This window comes from Streptomyces graminilatus (assembly GCF_001418565.1).
Classification (GTDB): Bacteria; Actinomycetota; Actinomycetes; order Streptomycetales; family Streptomycetaceae; genus Streptomyces; species Streptomyces graminilatus.
Map to the genome: position 1 here is coordinate 46,633 of NZ_LIQQ01000121.1, position 17,626 is coordinate 64,258.

Below are 17,626 nucleotides of genomic sequence, written 5' to 3' on the forward strand. Positions count from 1 at the left end.
CCCTTGGCGTCGGGGTGGAGCAAATGACTGTGGGGGCCGATCAGCTCTGGAGCGCCCTGGCGAGCGTGTCCACGACGCGCTGCTGCTGATCGGGGCTTATCTGGGGGAAGAGCGGCAGGGACAGGATCCGGTCCGCCGCCTTCTCCGCGTGGGGGAAGTCGCCACGGGCGTGGCCGAGATGCCGGAACGCCTCGGTGAGATGGACGGGGGCGGGATAGTGCACCCCGGCGCCGATGCCCTCCGCGTTGAGCTTGCCGACGATGTCGTCACGGTCCGCGCCCGCGATCCGGACGACGTAGAGGTGCCATACGTGGACGTTGCCGGTGTCCGTCGCCGGGAGTACGACGCGTCCGGTGGCGGCCAGGTCGGCGAGCAGGGTGTCGTAGCGGGCCGCCGCCGCCCGCCGGGCCGCGTTGCCGTCGGCCAGCCTGGCCAGCTTCGCCCGCAGGACTACGGCCTGGAGCCCGTCAAGGCGGCTGTTGAACCCGGCCACGTCGTGGCGGTACTTGGCGACGCCGCCGTGGTTCGCGGTCGCGCGGACCAGGCTCGCCAGGTCCTCGTCGTCGGTGAGGACCGCGCCCGCGTCGCCGTAGGCGCCCAGGTTCTTGCCCGGGTAGAAGCTGGTCGCCGCGATCTGGCCGCTGCCCGGCGACCGGCCGTCACGGGTGGCGCCCTGGCACTGGGCGGCGTCCTCGACGATCCGTACGTGGCCGGGCAGTTGACCGGCCAGCCCGGTCACCTCCGCCATCTGCCCGTACAGGTGCACCGGCACGACCGCGCGGGTGGCCGGGCCGACCGCGTCCAGGGCTGCCTGCGGGTCGAGGAGACAGGTGTCGGGGAGGCAGTCCGCCAGTACGGGCCGGGCGCCGATCCGGGCGACCGCGCCCGCGGTGGCGATGAAGGTGTTGGCGGGTATGACGACCTCGTCGCCGGGCCCGACTCCGCGTGCGCGCAGGGCGAGTTCGACCGCGTCGGTGCCGTTGGCGACGCCGACGCAGTGCGCGACATCGCCGAAATCGGCGTACTCGCGCTCGAAGGCCCCCACCTCGTCGCCGCCGATGAACGCCGTGTTGGCCAGGACCCGTTCGAATCCGGCCCGTACCTCGTCGGCGACCTCGCGGTGGGCCGCCTTCAGGTCGACAAGCGGAATGTGGTTCATCTCAGCGGTCCCCCCACTGTTGTCGCTGTCGCGAGTTCGTCGAGCGCGGGCACCGCCGCCGCGCGCAGCCGCCGGGCCGGGCTCCCCACCCAGACCTCGCCCGGTGGCACGTCACCGAGCACGGCGCTGCCCATCCCGATCAGCGACCAGGCACCGACCACCGTGCCCTCCCTGACCAGCGCCCCGGAGCCCACATAGGCGCCCTGTTCGAGCCGCGCTCCCCCGCCCAGCCGGACGCCGGAGGCGATCGTGGCGAAGTCCTCCACCACGTCGTCATGGGTGAGTACGGTCTGCGGCATGACGGCGACATGGGCGCCCACCCGCACGGCGGCGGTCAGGACACAGTGTGCGAGCAGCACCGAACCCGGGCCGACCACCGAGGTCGCCGACACCGACGCCGTCGGGTGGATCACGGCGGCGTAGCGGTCGGTCGGCAGACCGAACCGGCGCACCAGGCGGGCGCGGGCAGCGTAGTCCCGGGGGTTGCCGACACAGATGACCACCCGCGCCTCGGGCAGGTCATGGACCAGGTCGCAGCCGCCGAGTACGGGGACGCCGTCCACCTCGGTGCCGTGCAACTCCGCGTTGTCGTCGAGGTGTCCGAGCAGCTCGATGTCACCCGCGTCCCGTACGGCCTGTGCGGTCTCCCGGGCGAACCCGCCCGCGCCGATGATCAGGAGTCCGCTCATCCTCGGGCCTGTTCGCGCAGCGCCGCCACCACGCGGTCCTGCTGGGCCTCGGTGAGGGTGTGGAACAGCGGCAGGATGAGCGAGTCGCGGCTGATCCGCTCGGTGACCGGCAGCGGCGCGCTCGGGTGACCCTCGTAGGCGGGTTCGAGGTGCGAGGCCATGATTCCGCGCCGGGCGGAGACGCCGGCCTCGGCGAGCGCGGCGAGCAGGTCGTCCCGGCCGACGGGGAAGTCCTCGGCCAGCAGCACCCAGTAGGACTGGAAGTTGCTCTGCCCGTGCCCGGGGTCGCGTACGGGGGTGAGTCCGGGGACGTCCCGCAGCAACGCGTCGTAACGGGCGGCCAGTTCACGGCGGCGGGCGATCATCGCGTCGAGTTTGCCGAGCTGGACCAGGCCGATCGCGGCCTGGACGTCCGTCATCCGGTAGTTGTAGCCGACCTCCAGATAGCTCTCCAGGACCGGCTTGCTGCTCGAATGGCGTTCCGCCGCCGAGGCGTTCATGCCGTGCTCGCGCAACCGGCGCAGCCGTGCCGCCCATTCGGCGTCGTCGGTGGTGATCATGCCGCCCTCGCCGGTGGTGACGAGCTTGCGGGGGTGGAAGGACCAGGCGGCGATCAGCGCGCCCTGTCCGACGGGCTTGCCGCCGACGGTCGAGCCGATGGCGCAGGCCGCGTCCTCGACGAGGGGCAGGTCCCAGTCGGCGCAGGCGGCGCGCAGACCGTGCACGTCGGCCGGTACGCCACCCTGGTGGACGGCGAGGACGGCCTTGGTGCGAGGGGTGCGGACCGCGTCGACGGTGGCCGTGGTCAGGTTGCCGGTGGCGGGGTCGACGTCGGCGAACACGGGTTCGGCGCCGACGTACCGTACGGCGTTTGCGGTCGCGATGAACGACAGCGAGGGCACGATGACCTCGTCACCGGGGCCGAGTCCGAGCGCGACGAGCGCCAGGTGCAGGGCGGTGGTGCAGGAGCTGACGGCGATGCCGTGCTCGGCGCCCACGCGCTCGGCGAAGGCCTTCTCGAAGGCGGCGACCCGGGGGCCCTGGGCGACCCACCCGGACAGCACGGCGTCGGAGGCGGCCTTGGCCTCCTCCTCGCCGAGCCAGGGGATCATCACCGGGATGCGGTCGGTGCTCACTTGGCCGCCTCCGCGGTGGTGGCGTCGGCGGCGCGCTCGGCACGCCACCAGTCCACCAGGTCCTTGAGCCCCGTACGCATGTCGATCCGGGCGGTGAAGCCGAGCCGGTCGGCGGCCTGGCTGGTGTCGGCGAGCCGTCGTTCCACGCCGTTCACCGCGCGGGCGGGCCCGTGCTCCGGTTCCAGGCCCGACGCGCCCATGGCCTCCAGCAGACCGTCGGCGAGTTCACGCAGCGAGGTCTCGGTGCCGCTGGCGATGTTGAACACCTCGTCGGTGGCGTCCGATTCGGCGGCCAGCACATTGGCTCTGGCGATGTCCCGGACGTCGACGAAGTCCATGGTCTGGGTGCCGTCGCCGAGGATCAGCGGGGGTTCGCCCGCCTCGATGCGCTCCATCCAGCGGATGAGCACCTCGGTGTAGAGGCCGTGGATGTCCATCCGGGGGCCGTAGACGTTGAAGTAGCGCAGCGCCACGTAGTCCAGGCCGTACATGGCGTGGAAGCTGCGCAGCATGCCCTCGTTGAAGGCCTTCGCCGCGCCGTAGAAGGTGTCGTTGTTGTACGGGTGGTGGCGCTCGGTCGTCGGGAAGGTCTCGGCCATGCCGTAGACGGAGGCCGAGGACGAGGCGATCACCTTGGCCACACCGGCCTCGGCCGCCGCCTCCAGGACGTTGAAGGTGCCGTCGACCATGACCTCGTTGGCCAGGCGGGGTTCCTGCGCGCACTGGGTGATGCGTATCGCGGCGAGGTGGAACACCAGGTCGGCGCCCTCGGTGACCTTCCGTACGGTGGCGGCGTCCCGGATGTCGCCCTCGACGATCTCCACGGCGCCGCTGGGCATGGCCTTGGCCAGGTTGGCCCGCCGGCCGCGCACGAAGTTGTCCAGCACCACGATCTCGCGGGCGCCGCCCTCGGCCAGCAGGTCGACGAGGTTGGAGCCGATGGTGCCCGCTCCCCCGGTGACCAGGATCTTCTTACCTCGTACGCTGCTCAACTGCCATGCCCTCTCAGTGAATTTGGGAACGTCAACGTCCGGCGCGCAGGCCGACGACCGCGCCCTTGAACTCAAGACTCCGGGAGGCGGCCTCAAGGATGTCCAGCACCCGCAGGCCCGCGCGGCCGTCGGTCAGCGGTGCCCGGCGCTGTCTGATCGAGTCGCCGAACTCGTCGACCATGCTGCGCAGCGCCTCCTTCTCGCCGATGGCGGGCGCGACCATGTCCCCGGAGCGGTAGGAGACGAGCATGTCCCGGCGCTCGTCCGCGCCGATCTCCTGGGGCGCGGCCAGGTCCACGCCCCGGTCGAAGATCGACACGCGCTGGGCGGGGTTGAGGTCGTCCCAGATCAGGGTGCGTTTGGCGCCGCCCACCATGGTGGTGCGGACCTTGGTCGGTGAGAGCCAGTTGACGTGCACGTGGGCGATGGCCCCCGTGTTGAGCTGAAGCGTCAGATAGGCGACGCAGGCCTGGCCCGCGCCGATCGGGTCGGCCCCGTGGGCGGCGACGGCGACCGGCTCGACGTTGTCGGGGAGGATGAAGTCCAGGATCGACAGGTCGTGCGGGGCGAGGTCCCACATGACGTCGATGTCCTTCTGGACCAGCCCGAGGTTGATCCGGACCGAGTCGACGAAGTGGATGTCGCCGAGTTCCCCGGAGCGGACCAACTCCCGGATACGGCCCACGGCGGGTGTGTAGCAGTAGGTGTGGTCGCACATCAGGGTGAGCCCGCGCTCCTCCGCCTCGGCCACCAGCCGCATGCCGTCGGCGTAGGTCGCCGCGAGCGGCTTCTCCACCAGGACGTGCTTCCCGGCGCGCAGGGCGGCCAGGGCGATGTCGAGGTGGGTCCCGGCGGGCGTGGCCACGGCGACGGCGTGGACCGACGGGTCGGCGAGGACGGCCGCGTAGTCCGAGGTGGCCTGGACGGTCGAGTAGCCGCCGAGGACCCGCTGGGCGCGGTCCACGTCGAGGTCGCACAGCCAGCGCAGCCGGAACTGCTCGCCGGCCTGGAAGTTGCGCACGAGGTTGGGTCCCCAGTAGCCGGCACCCACCACCGCGATACCCAACGGCTCCGCGCCCTGCGTCACTTGGTCCCTCTTCTCTCGGTCCATCAGTAGGCCCCCGTTCCACGTACCACCACGGATCCGGTGCGCGCCAGAATCTCCAGGTCGAGCCCCATCGACCAGTTGTCCACATAGCCGAGGTCGAGCCGGACCGCCTCTTCCCAGGGCAGGTCGGAGCGTCCGCTGACCTGCCACAGCCCGGTGAGGCCGGGCTTGACGAGCAGCCGCCGTTTGACCTCCGGCGAGTACTCCTCGACCTCCTCGGGCAGCGGCGGGCGGGGGCCGACGAGCGACATGTGGCCGCCGAGTACGTTGATGAGCTGCGGGAGTTCGTCGATCGAGGTGCGACGCAGCACGGAACCGACCCGGGTGATCCTCGGGTCCTCCTTCACCTTGAACAGCAGTCCGTCACTGTTCTCGTTGAGGTGCTCCAGTTCCGCCCGCAGATCCTCCGAATCGGGCCGCATGGTGCGGAACTTGAACATGGTGAAGTGGTCTCCGTACCGGCCCACCCGCTGCTGCCTGAACAGCGTCGGCCCGGGACTGTCCAGGCGGACGACCAGGGCGATCAGCAGCATGGGCACGGCGAGGAACACCAGGAGCACCGCCGCGAGCAGGCGGTCGAGAACTTCCTTGGGCAGCCGGGATAACCGGGTCAGGTTCGGCGCCTGCACGCGCAGCAGGGGCACCCCGTTGGTGGGACGTACCGTCAGCCGGGAGGCGGACACGTCGGTCAGCACGGGGGCCAGCAGGAAGTCGACGCCCTGTACGGCCGCCGTCCAGGACATCCGGCGCAGGACGGAGGCGTCGGCCTCGGGGAGCGGCAGCGCCACCACGGTGCTGACGCCCATCACCCGGACCACGTCGTCCATGTCGCCGATGCCGCCGAGGACGGGGAGCCCCAACTGGTGGATCTCGGCCCGGTTCTTGGGATCGCTCAGGCACACCCCGGCGACGTGCAGTTCCTGTGCCCCGTTGCGCCGGAGGACGGCGACCAGTTCCACGATGGAGCGTGACGGGCCGACCAGGAGCGTCATGCTCCGGTCCCGGCCACGGGCCCATCTTCGGTGGAGGCGCCGGCGGAGCACATAGCGGCCCGGCAGCGCGATCGCAGCGGCGGGCACGGCAGCCATGACCATGTCATGGAGGAGTCCCTCGTCGTGCGCGAACAAGTAGTGCGCGCACACGGCCAGCGCCGGCAGCACGAAAGCTCCGCGAAGCACCCGTCGGTACTCCTCGGTTCCCAGACCGAGTGCGGTGCGGTCGTAGGAACGGTGGGTGGCCATGACCGCGATCCACATCGGAGGCAGCACCAGGGCCACCGCCCAGCGGCCGTACAGCGAGTGGATCAGAAAGGCCGCGGCGAGGGCCGCGAAGCCGTCCGCGACCAGCAGGGCGATCCGGTACTTCCGGTCCCATCGTCTCCGACGGGCTTCCGGAGTCCTGCGTTCCACAACCAGTTGCTCATGCGCGACCTCAATGGCCATGCTCCCCCCACCACATGCGCGGCTACCCCCCGATCGAAGTGCCCTCCACACAGCGACACTGGAAAGCGAGGGAGCGAGAGCGGTCCCCAACCGCTCCATGCCCCCCAGCATGCTTGTAACACAAGTTCAGAAACGCACAAAGAGCCCCACCGTGACGGTACGTCAGGTACAAGTTCTCCACCCAAACCGGTCCGGCGGCACTCAATCTAGACCACCAAACGCAATGACGGGAACGGTTGAACGAAACACACATCGCATTAGTGACACTGACGGCATACTGCCCACGTGACGAGCATCGTGATCCCGGCCCACAACGAGGGGCAAGTCATCGGCCGACTCCTCGATTCACTGGTGGCCGACCCCGCCGGCCCCGCCGCCCCCGGCGACGGCGAGACCGACATCGTGGTTGTATGCAATGGCTGCACGGACGACACCGCGCGGATCGCCGCCGCCCGTGGACCCCGTGTCCGCGTGGTCGAGATCCCCACCCCCTCGAAACACGCCGCCATGCGGGCGGGGGACGACCACGCGCGGGGCTTCCCCCGCCTCTACGTCGACGCCGACGTCGTCCTCACGGCCGCGGACGTACGGGCGTTGGTCGAGCCCCTGACCGACGACGCCTCGGACATCCTGGCCACCGCGCCCGAGCGGCGGATCCCGCTGACCGGCTGCGGCTGGCGGGTGCGCGCCTACTACCGGGTGTGGCAGCGCCTCCCGGCCGTCCGCGAGGGGCTGTTCGGCCGGGGCGTCATCGCGGTCTCGAAGGCGGGGCACGCCAGGATCGCCGCGCTGCCCCCGCTGATGGCGGACGACCTCGCCGCGTCCCTGGCGTTCGCCCCCGGGGAGCGGCTCGTGGTCGGGGGCGCCGGTGTCGTGGTCCACCCGCCGCGCACCTGGCGGGACTTGATGCGACGTCGGGTCCGGGCCGCGGTGTCCACCGCACAGGTGGAGCAGCACCAGGGGCCAAAGGACGCCTCGGCGCGAACCAGCGTCGCGGATCTGAAAGCCCTGGTCCGCAGGGATCCGCGGCTCCTGCCCAGTGTCGTAGTCTTCCTCGCGGCGGCGGTCGCCGCCCGGCGGGCAGCCAGAAAGGCCATCCGGGCTCAGGACTTCGGTACCTGGCTACGGGACGAGAGCAGCCGGCAGAACTGATCGCACCGCACCTGGAGTTCGACTCGATCATGTATCTCACCGACCGTTCCGCCTCCGCACAGGCGGACAGCGAGCAGGGCCGAAGACGTGGCCCGGGGCACAGGGTCGCTCCGGTCGTGCTCGTGCTCGGCTCGGTCAGCCTGATAACCGACATCTCCTCGGAGATGGTCACCGCCGTTCTGCCGCTCTACCTCGTCACCACACTCGGCTTCACCCCGCTCGTGTTCGGCACCCTCGACGGTGTCTACAACGGCGTCAGCGCGCTGGTGCAGCTCACCGGCGGCCATCTCGCCGACCGGGTGCGCAACCACAAGCTGATGGCCGGGCTCGGGTACGGCCTGTCCGCCCTGTGCAAGCCGCTGCTCCTGCTCGTGAGCAGCGTCGGCGCCCTCGGCACCGTCCTCGCCCTCGACCGCACCGGCAAGGGCCTGCGCACGGCCCCGCGCGACGCGATGATCTCCCTGTCCACCCCGTCCGACAAGCAGGGCCGCGCCTTCGGTGTGCACCGGGCGATGGACACCACGGGCGCGATGCTCGGCCCGCTGGCCGCCTTCTTCATCCTGCGTGCGGCGACCGATGGCTACGACGCCGTGTTCGGCGTGAGCGCGTGTGTCGCCGTGCTCGGTGTGCTCGTACTGGTGCTGTTCGTACCCGGCAGGGGGCGGGTCGCGCGGCCCGACGAAGCGGGTGCGGAGGCTGCGACAGGGTCGGAGGCGGGGTCGGCGGCGGGGTCGGCGGGCAGACCGCCCGTGCGGGTTCGCGAAGCGCTGGCCCTGCTGAAGCTGCCACGCCTGCGGGCGCTCACGATCTGTGCGGCACTGCTCGGGCTCACGACGGTCAGCGACGCCTTCGTCTATCTGCTGCTGCAACGGCGTGCGGGCATCGGCGACGAGTGGTTCCCGCTGCTGCCGCTGGGCACCGCCGCGGTGTTCCTGCTGCTGGCCGTGCCGCTCGGCGCGCTGGCCGACCGGGTCGGACGGCGCACCGTGTTCCTCGCCGGGCACGTGAGTCTGCTCACCGGCTACGCCCTCCTGCTGTGGGCCCCTTCCACCCCGGCCCTGCCCTTCCTCGTACTCGCCCTGCACGGCCTGTTCTACGCGGCCACCGACGGCGTACTCCCGGCCGCCCTCGCCGACATCGTGCCCGAGCAGTTGCGCGCCAGCGGCCTCGCCATCGTCGGGACCGGTCAGGCGCTGGCCCGGTTCTGCTGCTCGCTGGCCTTCGGCGCCGCCTGGACGGTGTGGGGCGACGGCCCGGCGCTGGCCGGATCCGCGGTCGGCCTGCTGTGCTGCGCGGCCGTCGCGGGCATGGTGCTGCGGCCGGGCGGCGAGACCCGATGACCATCACCACCGTCACAGAGTCCCAGGGATCGACATGACATCGCTGCGTCGCCGTCTGCTCATACTCGTCACGGGAGCGCTGATCCTCACGGGCGTGGGAACCGGTGTGGTCCTGCACGCCGCCGACCGCGCGGACCTGGCGAACCGGCCGCAGCGGGGCGGCCCCGCCGTCAGCACGGGCAGGTTGACGCTCGACCAGAAGAACCGCCTGGCGTTCGTCAACGCCGCCGCCGGCCCGCACCGCGCCGCGGTCGCCTCGGTCCCGTCCACCGACCCGGGGTCCGGCCGGACCGCCTCCGGCCTGAAGTGCGCCCGCTTCTACGCGGCGTCCGGCACGGGCATCTGCCTCCAGTCCGTCCCCGGCGTCCTCAAGCAGAGCAACCGTGCCCTGATCCTCGACGCCGGCCTCCGCGTCCGGCACACCTATGCGCTCGCGGGAACGCCCAGCAGGGCCCGGGTCTCCCCCAGCGGCCACTACGTCGCCTGGACCGTCTTCGTCTCCGGCGAGTCCTATTCCTCCGCGTTCTTCTCCACCCGGACGTCGATCGTGGACACCCGGACCATGCGGCTGACGCCCAGTCTGGAGACGTTCTCCATCACCCTGGACGGCAAGCCCCACCGAGCCTCGGACATCAACTTCTGGGGCGTCACCTTCGCCTCCGACGACGACACCTTCTACGCCACCCTCAACACCGGCGGCAAGACCTACCTGGTCCGCGGTTCGCTCTCCAGGCGCGAGGTCACCACCCTGACCGAGAACGTGGAGTGCCCCTCCCTCTCGCCCGACGGGACCCGGGTCGCGTTCAAGAAGCGGGTCCTGTCCCGTACGTCCCTCTGGCACGAGTACGTCCTCGACCTGGGCACTCTGAAGGAGACGGCGCTCGCCGAACGCCACAGCGTCGACGACCAGGCCACCTGGCTCGACAACGACACCGTCGCCTACGCCCTGCCCAGCGACGGCAAGGTGGGCGACACCGACCTGTGGACCGTACCGGCGAACGGCACCGGCGGTCCCCGCCTGCTGATCGCGGGGGCTTCGTCGCCGGCGCCGCTGTAGACGGCGGGGCGTACGGTGCTCGGCGGGCCCTCGATCCGGACGACGCCCGCGTCACTTCGGCGGTCGTACCGACTGCCGGATCACCAGCTGTGTGCCGAGCACCACGTGGTCGTCGCCGGCCAGGCGGTTCTCCCGCTCCAGTGCGAGGCGGACGGCGGTGCGCCCGAGATCCTCGTAGGGCACCCGGACCGTGGTGAGCGCCGGCGTCAGGTCGGCGGCGAAGGGGACGTCGTCGAAACCGACCAGGGACACGTCACCGGGCACGGACAGACCGGCCTCACGCAACGCGGCCAGGGCACCGACGGCCACCACGTCGGTACCGGCGAAGACGGCGGTGAAATCCAGGCCCTCGTCCAGCGCGGCCCGGGTCCGCTGATAGCCGGACACCCGGGTGTACGGGCCGGGTATGTCCAGTTCCCCGGCGTAGTCCACGCCGTGCGCCCGCAGGGCCTGGCGGTAACCGGTCCGGCGCTCCTCGGCGCTGGTGTTGAGAGGTTCACCGGCCAGGAAGAGGACACGCCGGTGTCCCGCGCCGAGCAGATGGTCCACGGCCTGGAAGGCGCCGCCCCGGTTGTCGTACTCCACGACCGTCACCGGCAGGTCGCCGGGCAGGGGCGGCCGGCCGCACAGCACCAGCCGGGAGCCGGCGGCGTCCAGCGCCCTGGCGTACTCGGCCATGCGGGCCTGGTAGCCGTCGTCGAGCACCGCTCCGCCGACGAGGACCACCGCCGCCGCGTGCTGTTCGCGCATGAGCTGCACGAGGTCGTCCTCCCGGTCCTGGTCACTGTGGGTGGCGCAGACCAGACTGAGCCTGCCGCGCGCCGCCGCCTCCTGCTCCGCCCCTGCCGCGACATGGGCCAGCGAGGGTCCGGTGATGTCCTGGAGGACCAGGGCCACGGGGCCCGCGACTCTGCCGGACAGGGCTTTGGCGTGGACGTTCACCACGTAGTGCAGGGCCTCGACAGCCGCCGTCACCCGGGCGCGGGTGGCATCGGAGACGGGGTAGTTCCCGGCGAGGGTTCGGGAAACGGTTGCTACCGACACACCGGCCTTCGCGGCGACATCGCGAATCGTGCTGGGCCTGTCGCCCGCGCCGTTGACTCGACGCCGCCTGCCGGGCTGCTGCTTGGGAGCAGGGCTGGTTCGAGCATCGTTTCCGTTGTCCGTCACAGCTCGACGTTACTGCATTTGACTCCTCTTGCGAGCGACCTGTACGCAAACCGGGGCCTCCGACCAGTAATCGTTTACCGAGCGGCGGTCGGCGCCGGACGGCTCAGGCGCTGATCGCGAGGTCCGCCCGGTGCACCGCGTGGGCCAGCTGGAGTCCCGCGCCGAGGCGCGTCAGCTCGTCGACGACCGTGCGGCCGAGTCGCTCCAGTTCGTTGCCGAGCGATCCGGCGATGTGCGGGGTCAGGAAGACGTTGGGCAGCCGGTGGAGCGGGGACTCCTCTGGCAGCGGCTCCGGCTCGGTGACGTCGAGCACGGCGCTGATCCGCCCGGCCACGAGCTCGTCGGTGAGCGCGTCGGGGTCCACCAGAGCACCCCGCGAGGTGTTGATCAGTACGCCGCCGTCCCTGATCAGGGCCAGCCGGTCACGGTCCAGCATCCGGTAGGTCTGCGGGATGTCGGGAGCGTGCAGGCTGACGATGTCGCTGGTGCGCAGCAGCTCCTCCAGGGACATCGGTACGGCGCCGAGCGCGGCGGCCCCGGCCTCGTCCACGTACGGGTCGTACAGGGCGGCCGAGAGTTCGAAGGGGCGCAGGAGTTCGAGCACCCGGCGGCCGACCCGCGAGGCACCGATCACTCCGACGCGCCGGCCGAGGTTGCCGATGTCCGCGTGGCCGGTGGAGGCGGGGTGGGCCCGCTCGGCCCGGAGGCGTTCACGCAGGCCGAAGGCGTTCTTGCCGGCGAACAGGATCGCGGCGAGGGTGTATTCCGCCACCGGCAGCGCGTTGGCCTGTGCCGCGCTGGAGACGGCGAGTCCGCGCTGCCAGGCCTCCTCCCCGATGAGGCTGCGCACACTGCCCGCCGCGTGCAGCACGGTACGCAGCCGGGGCGCGGCGGCCAGCGCCTCGGCGCCGATGTGCGGGCACCCCCATCCGGTGATCAGGATCTCGGCCCCGGCGAGCGCCGCCCGTGCGGCCGGCTCGGTGAAGTCCTGCACCACGAGCGTGGGGTCGATGCGTACCAGTTCCCCCAGCCTCGCCATCAGGTGCGGCGGAAGGAGTTCGGGCAGGTGCGCCGGGTTCATCGCGAACACGGCCGAGGGCAGGCGCGGGCTGGGCATGGGACTCCTGCTTGGATGCGGAGAGCGATCTGGGGGAGTAAACGTATTCCACGCTAGAGACCGATCCGGTCGTAGGTCAATGGCCTCACCGGAGACATCGGCGCTACACAAGGTGTGCTCCCCTCACCTCCGCGCGGCTCCCCGAATCGGCATGGAAATGGACAGCGCAGGTCAGCCGCCACTTCGAGTAACGCGGGCGAAAGTCCGGCGAAACAAACCGGGCTCACCCTCTTGTGGTTCCGGTCGGCCACGCTTTACGGTCCACGCAGCAAACGGTTACCTTCCGGTCTTCGGAAGCGGACCCGCCGCCTCGCCTCGCCGACCACCGCGCCGGCCCCCACACCGCACGCGCCGCCCTGTCCCCCGTGGAGGACCGATGACCACCTATCGCGCCAGAGCCCTCACCGCGTCGGCCGCAGCCGCTTCCCTGAGTCTGCTTCTCGCCGCCTGCTCCGGCGGCGCCGGCACGGAGGCCGGGGCCCGGCCCAGCACCGAGGGCAAGGTCACCCTGGAGTTCTGGAGCTGGACCGACGGAATCGAGGCCCAGACCAAGGTCTGGAACCAGCGGCACCCGGAGACCCAGGTCAGGTTCGTCAACGCGGCGGGCGAGACCGTGTACCAGAAGCTGCGCGCCGCCGTGAACGCCGGAACCGCGCCCTGTCTGTCCAAGATGGACGGCATGAACCTGGCGAGCTTCGCCGCGGACGGCCTGCTCACCGACATCACCAGGACCGCCGCACAGTACAAGGAGCGGTACACCGCCCCGGCCTGGAACGCGGTCAGCCCGGGCGGCGCCACCTTCGGCATCCCCATGGGCTCCTCTCCGCAGTTCACCGCCTACCGTGCGGACCTGTTCAAGAAGTACGGCATCGAGGCGCCGAAGACGTGGGACGACCTGATCGCCGCCGGCCGGAAGGTGCGGCAGCAGGACAAGAACGTCAAGATCTTCAACATGGCGGGAGAAGACCCGAGCACTCTGGTCGACCTGTCCTGGCAGGCCGGCGCCCAGTGGTACAAGGCGGACGGCGACCACTGGACGATCGACTTCACCTCGCCGGAGGCCCTCGCAGCCGGTGACGTCGTCCAGCGGCTCGTCGACGACGACCTCGCCTCCAACGCCTCGTACGCCGACCCCGGCGTCTTCAAGACCTGGGACCTCGGCAGGACCATCGCGATGACGACATCGACCTGGCAGTTGCCGATCTACGACACCAACTTCCCCAAGTCCAAGGGCAAGTGGCAACTCGCGGACTCCCCCGTCTTCGACACGACCCGGCCGCGGACCGCCAGCAACTTCGACACCACCGCCGTACTCAAGGGCTGTAAGTACCCCGACCGCGCCGCCCAGTTCGCGGCCTGGCTGTCCAGCGACAAGGAATCCCTGACCACGCTCACGGACCCGGCTTCCAAGTCCGGCCTGTTCCCCGCGGTCGACGACGTGTCGCCGTACGTGGACAAGATCATCCCGACCGACATGTTCAACAAGGAGTCCGACAGCGCCCCGGTGATCAAGACGGCCGCCTCCCGGGTCGGCGACCAGTGGCGGTACGGGCCGAACTACGCGGCGATGTACTCCGAGATGCAGAAACAGTGGGGCAAGGTCATCAAGAAGGAGCTCACGGTCAAGGACATGCTGACCGGCCTGCAGAAGTGGACCGTGAACGACCTGAACAGCAAGGACATCAAGGCCGTCGCGGGTAGCTGACGCCGCCCGATCCCCGCCCGGAGACAGCCGGCGTACCTCACCTGGAGACATCCGTGCCCACCCTGACGCGACCGCCGGCCGCGACCGGCTCCCCGGTCCGGCGGACCTCCCCCCGCCGCACGGGGAGACGGGGAGCCTACAAGGGCCTGCTGTTCGCCCTGCCCTTCCTGGTCGGCTTCCTCCTCACCTACGTCCTGCCGATCGTCTACGCCTTCAACGAGAGCCTGCACGAGAAGAAGGGCACCGGACTGGGCTTCGGCCCGACCCGGGTCGTCTTCACCGGCTTCGCCAACTTCGCGTCGGTCCTCACCGACAACGCGTTCTGGGCCAGCATGCTGCGCACCCTGTTCTTCGGCGCGGCGCAGATCGCGGTGATGCTGGGCATCTCGCTGGTGCTGGCCCTGCTGCTGGACGGCGTCGCCGCGCGGGCGGTCCGCTTCTTCCGGGCCGGGCTGCTCATCCCGTACGTGATTCCCACGGTGGTCTCCGCCCTGATGTGGCTGTTCCTCTACAGCCCGACGGGCAGCCCGATCATCGACCTCGCGAACCGCGCCGGCACGGACATCGAGTTCTTCGGCGGCCTCAACACCTATCTCTCGCTGGGCAATCTGCTCACCTGGCAGGGCATCGGCTTCAACATGATCCTGATCTCCGCCTCGTTGCAGGCGCTGCCACGGGAGCTGTACGAGGCGGCCCGGCTCGACGGAGCCCGCGAGTGGCGTATCGCCTGGTCGGTCAAGGTGCCGAACATCACCGGAATCCTCGTCCTGACCGGCATGTTCTCGCTCATCGGCCGGCTCCAGTTGTTCGCGGAACCGCTCCTGCTGCGGCAGATCGCACCGGAGTCGATCAACACCGACTTCACTCCGATGATGGAGATCTACGACAAGGCGTTCAAGACGGGCAACTACCAGTACGCCGCCGCCGAGTCGCTGGTCCTGGCCGTGGTCACCGGCATCCTCGCCTTCGTCTTCTATCACGTCACGAACAGGAAGATGTCATGACCGGAGATGTCATGAACCGCGCCGTCAAGGCGGGCCGGGCCCGTGTGCCGGGCCGTACGCCGAAGGCCCCCAGGGCCGGGGAGGCCTCCAGGGGCGGAGTGCGCCCGACTCGCCGCGCGGTGGCTCTCACCACCGGCCTGCTGGTCGTCTTCCTGGTCTACTCCCTCGCCCCCACCTGGTTCCTGCTGGTGTCGGCGACCAAGAACCAGACGGACCTGTACTCCACGTTCGGCCTGTTGTTCTCCGCCAACCACCTCGGGGACAACCTCCAGCAGATCGCGAGCTATCACGACGGTGTGTTCCTGCGCTGGATCGGGAACTCCGTCCTCTATTCCACCCTCGGCGCGGCGGGCTCCACGCTCATCTCGCTCGCCGCCGGATACGGCCTGGCCAAGTACGACTATCGCGGCCGGGGCGCCCTGTTCGCCCTCGTCGTCGGGGCCTCGCTGCTCCCCAGCACGCTGCTGGCGTTCCCGCTCTACCTGGTGTTCGCCGAGATGGGGCTCACCAACACCATCTGGTCGGTGCTGATCCCGTACTTCATCAACCCGTTCGGGGTCTATCTCGGCAAGGTCTACGCGGACAGCTCGGTGCCGACGGAGCTGATGGAGGCGGCCCGCATCGACGGTGCGGGTGAGCTGCGCATCTTCTTCGCGGTCGCCCTGCGACTGATGCGGACCGGTGGCGTCACCATCTTCATGCTCGACTTCATCAACATCTGGAACAACTTCTTCCTCCCGCTGTTCATGCTCAACGGCGAGCGCAGCTTCCCCGTGACCCTGGGCCTCTTCTCCTGGCTCCAGCAGGCACAGACCGCCCGCGACATGAACACACTCGTCCTGACCGGTTCCCTGCTGTCGATCATTCCGCTGGCGGTCCTCATGTTCACCCTCCAGAAGTACTGGCGCAGCGGAATCCTCATGGGCAGCCTCAAATAAGGATCAGCGATGACCGCCGCCGCAGGCCTCTTCCACACCGTCATGGGGCCCGTCGCCGCCCCGGCCGTGCTGCTGGTGCACGGGTGGGGCGGCGACGGCCGCGAATGGTCGCCGCACGCCGACGCCCTCGCCGAACGGCACCGGGTGATCGTGCCCGACCTCCGGGGCCACGGCCGCTCCCCCGTCCCCGAGCGGGACAACACCCCGGCCGCGATGGCCGGGGATCTCGCCGTGCTCCTCACCGCCCTCGGCACCGGGCCCGTCGTGGCGGTCGGTCACTCCATGGGCGGTCAGGTGGTGAACCTGCTCGCCGTCCACCGCCCGGACCTCGTCCGCTCGGTCGTCGCCCTCGACCCCGCGCACGGTGCGCACGGCGCCGAACTCGACGAGATCCCGCACCGTCTGGCCGCGTACCGCGAGCACGGCTCGCGCGCCGCCGTACCGCTGGTGGCCGGAGCGTTCTCCCCGACCGCCCCTCCCGGGCTGCGCACCGCGCACGTCCGCACCATGCTCGGCACCCCGGGCCATGTCGTCGCCCAGGCGTACGCGGGCATGTACACGGACCCGGGAGCAGTGGGCATCCGCCCGCGCAGCGAGGAGCACCTGCGGAGCCGCGGCTGCCCCGCCCTCACGGTGTGGACCTCGGCGGAGGCAGCCGACTGGGAACGCTCGACGCTGCGGGTGCCCGGATCCCGGGTCGACCACTGGACCGGGACCGGCCACTACCTGCACGAGGAGCGTCCCGACCGCACCGTCCGGCTCATCGAGCGGTGGGCGGCGGACTGAACGCCCGGCCCAGGAAGCTCAGAGATAGTAGGGCCGGTTGTGGGCGGCGACCGGTGGTGACTGGTAGGTCCACGCCCCGGCCGCGGGGGTGTCGCCGATCAGCCGGGTGAGGTCCTGGCCGGGCTCCGCCGTGGTGTCGTGGACGGTGAGTCGTACGCGGGCACTGGTGGCCGGGTCGAGGGTGTACTGGCGGTAGGGCTGGTAGACGTTCATCGGCCCGGCCAGTGCCCTGCCTCCGTCCTCGGTGCCGTAGCCGGTGATCGGGGTGTTGTTCGCCGGGGTGTGGGTCAGGCCCGTCAGGTCGGCGGTGAAGGAGAACAGGTCGTCCTCGTGGCGGGTGACGGTCTCGGCGTCCGGGCCGGCGGAAGCCTTCTTGCAGCGCACCGACCAGGCGTCTCCGGCGGGTCCGTTGAGGGAGGGCATCGTCGTCTCGAACCAGCCGGGGTACTTGGGCTCGGCGTACAGCTTGCGCCCGGCGTCGATGGCGAAGGGGTTGTCGCACAGGACATGGATACGGGCGATGCCGAGCAGCTTGGTCTGGTCGTAGCCGTGGGCGTACTCGTCGTATGTCAGGCGGGGCAGCCGGCCGGCGGATGCCGTGGGGAAGGCGACGATGTTGCACTCGATCTCCTGCGTGACGCCGCCGCCGAAGGAGTACTGGGCGAAGTAGAGCTGGTAGTTCAGCGACACCAGCGCGCGGCCGTCGAACTCCGCGGCGCTCAGCGCCGGGTGGTGTTTGGCCAGCAGTTCGCGCACCGGCTCCGGATCGACCAGGTAGTCAAGCCCGATGTGGTGCAGGGCTCCGTAATGGAAGGGGAGTTGGAAGGGGGC

Annotated in this window: 16 protein-coding genes; 7 read left to right on the forward strand and 9 right to left on the reverse strand. The window is 70.4% G+C overall.

The genetic code is table 11. The features are described from left to right. Positions 1–40 precede the first annotated feature (40 nt). From AOK08_RS11650 to AOK08_RS11675, 6 genes are read right to left on the reverse strand one after another with little or no spacing between them, the layout of a single operon-like run. Entirely contained in the window at positions 41–1,159 is a 1,119-nt protein-coding gene (locus tag AOK08_RS11650; RefSeq protein ID WP_055525420.1) for a DegT/DnrJ/EryC1/StrS family aminotransferase, read from the reverse strand. After that, positions 1,156–1,848 carry an acetyltransferase gene (locus AOK08_RS11655; protein ID WP_055525421.1) on the reverse strand — a complete coding sequence of 231 codons (693 nt, stop codon included), beginning with the start codon at positions 1,846–1,848 and terminating at the stop codon, positions 1,156–1,158. Before AOK08_RS11655 ends, AOK08_RS11650 begins: the two co-directional genes overlap by 4 nt. Next, complete coding sequence (locus tag AOK08_RS11660) at positions 1,845–2,984, reverse strand: DegT/DnrJ/EryC1/StrS family aminotransferase (protein WP_079053976.1); 1,140 nt, start codon at positions 2,982–2,984, stop codon at positions 1,845–1,847. Before AOK08_RS11660 ends, AOK08_RS11655 begins: the two co-directional genes overlap by 4 nt. Further along, positions 2,981–3,976: an SDR family NAD(P)-dependent oxidoreductase gene (locus tag AOK08_RS11665; protein ID WP_055525422.1), complete on the reverse strand. Its 996-nt coding sequence runs from the start codon at positions 3,974–3,976 to the stop codon at positions 2,981–2,983. The genes AOK08_RS11660 and AOK08_RS11665 overlap by 4 nt, the downstream gene beginning before the upstream one ends. A 31-nt stretch (positions 3,977–4,007) precedes the next feature. Next, positions 4,008–5,087 (reverse strand): Gfo/Idh/MocA family protein, encoded by a 1,080-nt coding sequence (locus AOK08_RS11670; RefSeq protein ID WP_055525423.1) that lies wholly within the window; start codon positions 5,085–5,087, stop codon positions 4,008–4,010. Further along, positions 5,087–6,526, reverse strand: coding sequence for a sugar transferase (locus AOK08_RS11675; RefSeq protein WP_055525424.1), 1,440 nt, complete (start codon positions 6,524–6,526; stop codon positions 5,087–5,089). Before AOK08_RS11675 ends, AOK08_RS11670 begins: the two co-directional genes overlap by 1 nt. 285 nt (positions 6,527–6,811) lie before the next feature. Here AOK08_RS11675 and AOK08_RS11680 point away from each other — a divergent pair, with 285 nt between their 5' ends. From AOK08_RS11680 to AOK08_RS11690, 3 genes are read left to right on the forward strand one after another with little or no spacing between them, the layout of a single operon-like run. Continuing rightward, a complete protein-coding gene (locus AOK08_RS11680; RefSeq protein WP_055525425.1) occupies positions 6,812–7,678 on the forward strand; it encodes a glycosyltransferase in 867 nt (288 codons plus the stop codon). A 29-nt stretch (positions 7,679–7,707) separates the two neighbouring features. Beyond that, positions 7,708–9,018, forward strand: a complete 1,311-nt coding sequence (locus tag AOK08_RS11685) for an MFS transporter (protein WP_198539243.1) — start codon at positions 7,708–7,710, stop codon at positions 9,016–9,018. Between the two features lie 34 nt (positions 9,019–9,052). Further along, positions 9,053–10,075: a TolB-like translocation protein gene (locus tag AOK08_RS11690; RefSeq protein ID WP_055525426.1), complete on the forward strand. Its 1,023-nt coding sequence runs from the start codon at positions 9,053–9,055 to the stop codon at positions 10,073–10,075. Between the two features lie 51 nt (positions 10,076–10,126). Here AOK08_RS11690 and AOK08_RS11695 read toward each other — a convergent pair whose 3' ends face one another. Next, the gene (locus AOK08_RS11695) at positions 10,127–11,245 is read right to left on the reverse strand and encodes a LacI family DNA-binding transcriptional regulator (RefSeq protein WP_079053978.1); all 1,119 of its coding nucleotides are present in this window, start codon (positions 11,243–11,245) and stop codon (positions 10,127–10,129) included. A 103-nt stretch (positions 11,246–11,348) separates the two neighbouring features. Next, positions 11,349–12,362, reverse strand: coding sequence for a hydroxyacid dehydrogenase (locus AOK08_RS11700; protein WP_055525428.1), 1,014 nt, complete (start codon positions 12,360–12,362; stop codon positions 11,349–11,351). 376 nt (positions 12,363–12,738) lie between these two features. On the opposite strand from AOK08_RS11700, the gene AOK08_RS11705 reads away from it, so the two are divergent. From AOK08_RS11705 to AOK08_RS11720, 4 genes are all read left to right on the forward strand, one after another. Further along, entirely contained in the window at positions 12,739–14,067 is a 1,329-nt protein-coding gene (locus AOK08_RS11705; RefSeq protein WP_055525429.1) for an ABC transporter substrate-binding protein, read from the forward strand. Positions 14,068–14,120: 53 nt separating this feature from the next. Then, on the forward strand, positions 14,121–15,071 hold the full coding sequence (locus tag AOK08_RS11710) for a carbohydrate ABC transporter permease (RefSeq protein WP_055525430.1): 951 nt from the start codon (positions 14,121–14,123) through the stop codon (positions 15,069–15,071). 98 nt (positions 15,072–15,169) lie between these two features. Continuing rightward, positions 15,170–16,009 (forward strand): carbohydrate ABC transporter permease, encoded by an 840-nt coding sequence (locus AOK08_RS11715; protein WP_055525439.1) that lies wholly within the window; start codon positions 15,170–15,172, stop codon positions 16,007–16,009. Between the two features lie 9 nt (positions 16,010–16,018). Next, complete coding sequence (locus tag AOK08_RS11720) at positions 16,019–16,795, forward strand: alpha/beta fold hydrolase (protein WP_055525431.1); 777 nt, start codon at positions 16,019–16,021, stop codon at positions 16,793–16,795. 18 nt (positions 16,796–16,813) lie between these two features. Here the strand turns inward: AOK08_RS11720 and AOK08_RS11725 are convergent. Then, on the reverse strand, positions 16,814–17,626 hold an 813-nt coding region (locus AOK08_RS11725), incomplete at its 5' end, for a hypothetical protein (protein ID WP_055525432.1).